Below are 5,329 nucleotides of genomic sequence, written 5' to 3' on the forward strand. Positions count from 1 at the left end.
AAAAGCTATACAATGGTGCTTAGCGTTAAAAGCGCTGGGTTGCCCTTAACCTTATAAAAACGCACTTTGGCAACTGTACAATGAGATAATTATGTTAGAAGAAAAACAAGGCCTCTCTTTTCACACTCAGTTTACAGCCAGCATAGAAAGCTGGGTAAAGCTTATTTCTGCAGAGCTAAATGCTCCTGTGTGGCTGAAGATCGTGCCTTTTTTACCCAAACACGAACAGCAAGAAAAAAGAAATTTTTTGCGCAGAGCCATGATTAACTTAGTTACTAATAAAATACAAAATAAAGAAATTCCCACCGAAGCCCATTTTTTGCCAAAAGCTTTATTAGCACTAAATAACTTATCCACGCCAGGAAGCTCTTTAAAAGAATTTCCGTTGGCTAAAATTTCTTTGTCTCACTGTAAGGCCCATGGAGCTTTTATTTGTAGCCCCAAAAAGAGTGCAGATAATCAATTTTTTGGCATAGACTTAGAAATCAGCGATCGCGTAAGCACAGAAATTATTAAAAAAGTATCCACTCCTTTGGAGGTTTTTGAAGCCCCTTCGCCAGCTCACCTTTGGGCCGCAAAAGAATCTAGCTTTAAATCTTTACCCAATGCCGATACACAACTTATTCGCGATGTGCTTATTCATTCTTGGGCCCCTTTTTTAGAAACTGAGTTATGCCCAACACAAAAAAAACAAAGTTTCTTTCAGCCCAACTCCTCTTGGCAATACCAATTTGCCAATATAGAAAAAAATAAAAAATATACGGGCAGAGGCTGGGTTATTAGCTTTTCTAACTATACTCTTGCCCTTAGCTATCTAGACAAAAACTAAACGGGAAAGCCGTTTGCCAAGCTAAAATTTTCAGTATATATTTTGAGAGTTATTTAGGGACTTAGCTCAGCTGGTAGAGCGCCACCCTTACAAGGTGGATGTCATCGGTTCGAACCCGGTAGTCCCTACCAAATTTAAAAAGAAAACTTAATTATCTAAATAAGTTTAAGTAGCACTTACAAAAGTTGTCTAACCAACTAAGCCGCAGGGCTAAACATATCTGCAAAACATTCTGTCCAATATTCTGGTAAAGAGTCTGCCAATTGCAGTTTAATATCTATATGCGCATTTTTCACAGAGCTTTGATACACTTTTAAAACTTGAGCTTCTACATCCATGTTCATATCTGTAATAAATAAAGATAAATCTTCAAAAACTAACGACTCTAAAGAGTGTTCTTGTAACCACTCTGCATTAAAGTGTTGAGAAAAAATTCTAAGCATTAAATTGTAACCCTTGGCCTCTACAATATAGGCTTGATTGGCTATGACCATGCAATTAGAAAAACCAATTACCTCCGAAACCTTTAAAAAATTAGTATTAGGTAACGAACTAGAAACCTTTAAATCATTCATAATGCCTCCCGTGCTAAAGTCTAGAACGGGGGTTTGAAACAAAAACTTAAGGCTTATTTTGTTTTTTTAGTCTCTTTTTAAGACATGTTGTTAAATAGAGTTATTGCTTTTCTAACAGCCAAGATTCTGTAGAGGTTTCTTCACACTGAAAAAAGTTACGCGCTTTGTGCTTCATAAGAATAATACCTTGTATTTTTTCTTTATTAAAACCCGAACAAGAAGAGGGTTCTTTTCCATAAAAACGCAACGACTCTTCTAAGTAAGCGTATATAGACAAATAATATATCTCTCCACTAGAGGAATACATAAAGGCGCTATAAGAATTTTCAGACATTTTTCCTCTGCTTGGGTTCATTACCACAAAACCTTTGTCTTCAGTTCCGTCTAACCTATATCTAATAATAGCTACTCCCACAGAAGATGTAAAAATTTTATAAACTTCTTTTTGTTTAGAAAGCGTTTTGGCACCTGTTGTTTCTGCTGTTACCAACCATTTACCATATAAGTTATTCATATTCCATGGGCATTGAGCAAAGGGCCATGGAATTAAATCTTCTCCGCCACTTAGCACTTTAGTAGAACACTGTACAATAGATGAAGTACTTATTACAGCATCTTGCTTGTTCATTGCTACACTAATATTAGTTGTCGCAATTCCGCTTAACACAAAATAAAATAACAAAGCTAGTTTTGAAAAAGAAAAAAAAGTTTTCATGTTGTCCTTTAAAATTGTATTTCTCTAATAAAAGTTTTTACCTTAGAGTCTAAATAATAACCCTCTTTATTGCGAAAAATATACTTTGCAGATTTTTTGTCAGGCTCGATAATTTTCTTTAGCCGCTTTAAAGTTACATACACCTTGTTGTCATGAATACTTGGAGAGTAATTTTGATCCCATACTTTTTTTACTAACTCTTTTTTAGAAAAAGAATATCCTGGCTTAGATAAAAATAATTTTAATAACTCTAAAATAATAAATTGCCCTTTTAAATTAACCACACCCTTCTCTTTTTCTTTAATTTGTCGATTATGGCAATCTAAAATTAAATCAAACTCTGTTCCGTGTTTAACTCCAATAGACTTAATATGGCTGTCAATTAATCCCGCCGTTCTTTTTAAATTTTTTCTATCTACCGAGCTTTGCGCTAACGATAAAAACAACGATGCTGTTTCTTTATCTTTTAATTGTAAATAAGTAGTGCCCAGCGCATATAATAAATAAGTATTATAGTATAAATTTTTTACCTCACCCACTTTAGAGTAAGTTTGCCAAAAGGTATTTAAAGCATCTTTTAATAAACCTTGTTGTCGTAAAATATACCCGTAGGCAATATCCATAGAAATGGCTAACTCTTTTAGCTCTATTTTTTGAAAAAATACTTTTAAATTGTTAATTTCTTTTATAGCTAAATCTAATTTGTCTTGATGAGTGTATATAATTACTAAGCCTGATAAAGCGTAACAAATATCTACCTTATTTTTTGTTTTTAATGCTAAATCTAAGGATTTTTCCATGCAAGAAAAGGCAGAAGAAAACTGTTTGTCGGAGTCTAAAGAAAGGCCCAAAGTGTAATAATATCGTGAATTTTCTTCTAATGAATACTGGCCTTGAATAACACTTAATTCTTTTTGTAATTTAGCAATTTCTTCTTTTTCTTCTCTTTCGACAAATATGCGCAGGCATTTATGTTGGCAAAAAAAGTATTGCTCAAATTGCTGTTCTTTTAAAAAAACTTTTGCTGCTTTTTTTAAATAAAAAAGCGCTTTGGAGAAATCCAAACGATCATAGTACAAATTACCTAGCTGGTAAAAGGCGTGAGCTTCTGTGCCTAAATCATCCATCTGCTCTTGAACGGCTTTTAAGCCCTGCAAAGATACTTTGGCAGCTGGTAAGCTCTTGGGACCTAAGTTTTGACGCTCCATAGTGAAAAACTATAGCCAAGAACAAAGATAGGGTCAATACTAAGGGCTAGGGCTTAATTACAAAGGCTGTGCATTGCGTTATTTTGCTTAGTGGGGAGTATTTTTTTCTATATACCCAATATGCTGCGCCCTTAAACCTACATGCTCTTTTGCTTTATCTTGTTTAAAAACTTCTTTAGGGTTTTTAACAGCCAGGGCTTTTACTAACACCTGGTCAACATGGTCCACTAACACAACCTGCAAACTGCTCATAACTTCTTTGGGAATATCTTTTAAATCTTTTTGATTTTCTTTAGGAATGATAATTATTTTAATTCCCCCTCGATGAGCGGCCAAAACTTTTTCTCTTAAGCCTCCAATAGGCAGGGCCCTTCCTCGTAAAGTTACCTCGCCTGTCATAGCCACAGTTCTTAATACTGGAATTTTTAATAAAGAAGACACAATACTGGTTGTAATGGCTAATCCTGCCGATGGCCCATCTTTAGGAATGGCTCCCTCTGGCACATGTATGTGTACATCTGTATTAGCATAAATTTCTTTATCTAAGCCAAAAAGAGGCCCTCTCGAACGAACATAACTCATGGCCGCCGTACACGACTCCTTCATCACATCGCCAAGTTGACCGGTAATGATAAATTTACCAGTTCCAGGAACACTACTAACCTCAATGGGTAATAAATCTCCGCCCACCGTAGTGTAGGCCATACCATTGGTTAAACCAATTTCATTTTGTTTTTCAATGGTGTTCGATTTATAAACGTGCTCTCCTAATAATTCTACTAATTTTTTAGAGGTAACATTATAAGAAGTTTTCTTTAGTTTACCTGCTTTCTTTCCCGCAGCAGTTACTCTTTTGTTTCTAGTTTTTGCTTTTGGTTTTTCTTCAGCTTTTATTTTAAATTCATCTTCTACAATTTCTTTGGCTAATTTTCTAAAAGTTTTAGAAATTGTTCTTTCTAAATTACGAACACCCGCCTCTCTAGTATAATAATGAATTAAATCTTTTAATGCAGCGTCGCTTAAGCTTACCTTTCTGTCTTTTAAACCACTTTTCTGTAATTGCTTGGGAACTAAATATTGTTTTCCGATATGAAATTTTTCTTTTTCAATATATCCGTCTAAATGTAATACCTCTAAACGATCCAGCAGTGGCCGATTCATACTATGCAGTGAGTTTGCCGTTGCTAAAAACATTACCTTCGATAAATCATACTCCACCTCTAAATAGTGATCAGAAAAAGTATGGTTTTGTGAGGGGTCTAAAACTTCTAATAAAGCTGCCGATGGATCTCCTCTAAAGTCGGTTGCCATTTTATCCACTTCGTCTAATAAAATTAATGGATTATTGTACTCACACTTTTTTAGTGTTTGAATAATTTTACCCGGCATAGCCCCTACATAAGTTCTACGATGGCCTCTAATTTCTGCTTCATCTCTTACCCCTCCTAAAGAAATTCTTGCAAAAGGACGATTTAAAGATTTTGCAATAGACTTTGCCAAGGAAGTTTTACCTACTCCCGGAGGTCCCACTAAACACAAAATAGGGCCACTCATGGTTTTAGTTAAATACTGAATGGATAAGTGCTCAATAATACGCTCTTTAACTTTTTCAAGACCCCAGTGGTCTTCATCTAAAATTTTTTGAGCGCCTTTAATATCTACATTTTCTTTAATATAATTATTCCATGGTAAATCTAGCATCCAATCTACATAGGCACGAATAACTCCCGACTCGGCACTCATTGGCGACATCGATTTTAAGCGCTTTATTTCTTTTGTTACTTTTTTATAGGCCTCTTTGCTCATTTTTTTTGCTTCTAATTTTTTCTCCAACTCTTCAATTTCTGAAGCCGAATCATCGCCGTCATTTAATTCTTTTTGAATGGCTTGCATTTGTTCATTTAGGTAATATTCTTTTTGTGATTTTTTAACTTGGTTTTTTACTCTTGCGCGAATACGCTTTTCTGCCTCTAGCACATCAATTTCGCCCTGCACTCGCTCT

The 5,329-nt window shown here is 34.9% G+C and carries 5 protein-coding genes and 1 tRNA gene; 2 read left to right on the forward strand and 4 right to left on the reverse strand.

Translation table 11 applies throughout. From position 1 onward, the window contains the following. The first annotated feature begins 91 nt into the window (after positions 1-91). Both HAW63_03710 and HAW63_03715 read left to right on the forward strand, forming a co-directional pair. Positions 92-829 carry a 4'-phosphopantetheinyl transferase superfamily protein gene (locus HAW63_03710; GenBank protein ID MBE8163074.1) on the forward strand — a complete coding sequence of 246 codons (738 nt, stop codon included), beginning with the start codon at positions 92-94 and terminating at the stop codon, positions 827-829. A 55-nt stretch (positions 830-884) separates the two neighbouring features. Further along, a tRNA-Val gene (locus HAW63_03715) sits at positions 885-960 on the forward strand. A 66-nt stretch (positions 961-1,026) separates the two neighbouring features. Here HAW63_03715 and HAW63_03720 read toward each other — a convergent pair. The 4 genes from HAW63_03720 to lon form a co-directional block, all read right to left on the reverse strand. Next, positions 1,027-1,404, reverse strand: coding sequence for a hypothetical protein (locus HAW63_03720; GenBank protein ID MBE8163075.1), 378 nt, complete (start codon positions 1,402-1,404; stop codon positions 1,027-1,029). A gap of 100 nt (positions 1,405-1,504) precedes the next feature. Next, positions 1,505-2,119, reverse strand: coding sequence for a hypothetical protein (locus tag HAW63_03725; GenBank protein ID MBE8163076.1), 615 nt, complete (start codon positions 2,117-2,119; stop codon positions 1,505-1,507). An 8-nt stretch (positions 2,120-2,127) separates the two neighbouring features. Further along, a complete protein-coding gene (locus HAW63_03730; GenBank protein MBE8163077.1) occupies positions 2,128-3,327 on the reverse strand; it encodes a winged helix-turn-helix domain-containing protein in 1,200 nt (399 codons plus the stop codon). 87 nt (positions 3,328-3,414) lie between these two features. Further along, a partial coding sequence (gene lon, locus HAW63_03735; protein MBE8163078.1) for an endopeptidase La occupies positions 3,415-5,329 on the reverse strand: 1,915 nt, incomplete at its 5' end.

Source organism: Pseudobdellovibrionaceae bacterium (assembly GCA_015163855.1).
Classification (GTDB): Bacteria; Bdellovibrionota; Bdellovibrionia; order Bdellovibrionales; family UBA1609; genus JAAOIH01.

Excerpts from the sequence above, each read along its gene's own strand:
- HAW63_03710 (MBE8163074.1), top strand. The coding sequence starts at position 92 with ATGTTAGAAGAAAAACAAGGCCTCTCTTTTCACACTCAGTTTACAGCC.
- HAW63_03730 (MBE8163077.1), bottom strand. The coding sequence starts at position 3,327 with ATGGAGCGTCAAAACTTAGGTCCCAAGAGCTTACCAGCTGCCAAAGTA.
- HAW63_03725 (MBE8163076.1), bottom strand. The coding sequence starts at position 2,119 with ATGAAAACTTTTTTTTCTTTTTCAAAACTAGCTTTGTTATTTTATTTT.
- HAW63_03720 (MBE8163075.1), bottom strand. The coding sequence starts at position 1,404 with ATGAATGATTTAAAGGTTTCTAGTTCGTTACCTAATACTAATTTTTTA.